Source organism: Bradyrhizobium sp. PRIMUS42 (assembly GCF_023006515.1).
Lineage (GTDB): Bacteria > Pseudomonadota > Alphaproteobacteria > Rhizobiales > Xanthobacteraceae > Bradyrhizobium.
Genome location: NZ_JALBGZ010001315.1, coordinates 1 through 866 on the forward strand (window position 1 = coordinate 1; position 866 = coordinate 866).

At 64.7% G+C, this 866-nt stretch carries 1 protein-coding gene and 1 pseudogene; both read left to right on the plus strand.

Going from position 1 to position 866, the window contains the following annotated elements; translation table 11 throughout:
• Nucleotides 1-293: pseudogene (locus tag MOV75_RS39985) on the plus strand (hypothetical protein); the annotation flags it as partial.
• A gap of 123 nt (nt 294-416) precedes the next feature.
• Nucleotides 417-866 (plus strand): alpha/beta fold hydrolase (locus MOV75_RS39990; protein ID WP_247008352.1); only part of this gene is annotated, 450 nt, incomplete at its 3' end.

Genomic DNA, 866 nt, shown 5'->3' on the forward strand with positions numbered 1-866 from the left:
AAGGTCCGAAGGACGTCGCGCGCGCCGCTCGGCTTGCAGAAGCGCAAGGCGGCAAGACGCGCGCGATCATGAAGCTGCTCGGCCGCGGCGCGCTGCTGCTGATCGGCGGTGCGTTCGATCTGGCGCTTTGGCTGCTCAGTGCGGCACTGACGCTGTTCGGCCTTCTCTCCTCCATCAAGGCGACGACCGAGCGCCTCACCCAGGCCTGGTGCGATCGCAGGCGGGCGCGGCGGCTTCGCCGGGCTCAGATCGCAGCCGAAGCCGCTCTGGCGGACGCTGCCGTCACGGCCTGAAGCGCGATTGCCATCGCGCCTCAGGTTATTGTTTGAGCATGATGTTGCCGGAAAACTGCTGCACGGTTTTCCGGATCGTGCTCTAAGATCAACATTCCCCCTCAAGACCTCACGGAACTGATGATGCCGAGCTTTCACAACGGCGCCGTTGAAATTGCCTATCTCGATGAAGGCGAGGGCGATCCGATCATCCTGGTGCACGGCTTTGCCTCGAGCAAGAACGTGAACTGGGTCTATCCGACCTGGGTTTCGGAGCTGCGCAAGAACGGCCGCCGTATCATCGCGCTCGACAATCGTGGCCACGGCGAAAGCGCAAAGCTCTACGAGCCCGCGCAATATTCGATTCCCGTGATGGCCGGCGACGTGCTCGCACTGATGGATCATCTCGCCATCCCGCAGGCCGACATCATGGGCTATTCGATGGGCGGACGGATGGCGGCGTGGCTATCCCTCAACGAGCCGCAGCGCCTGCGCTCGGCGATCCTCGGCGGCATCGGCATCGGCGGCCTGATCGAGGGCACCGGCCCCGGCGAGAACGTCGCCAAGGCGCTGGAGGCGCCGTCGCTGGACGAC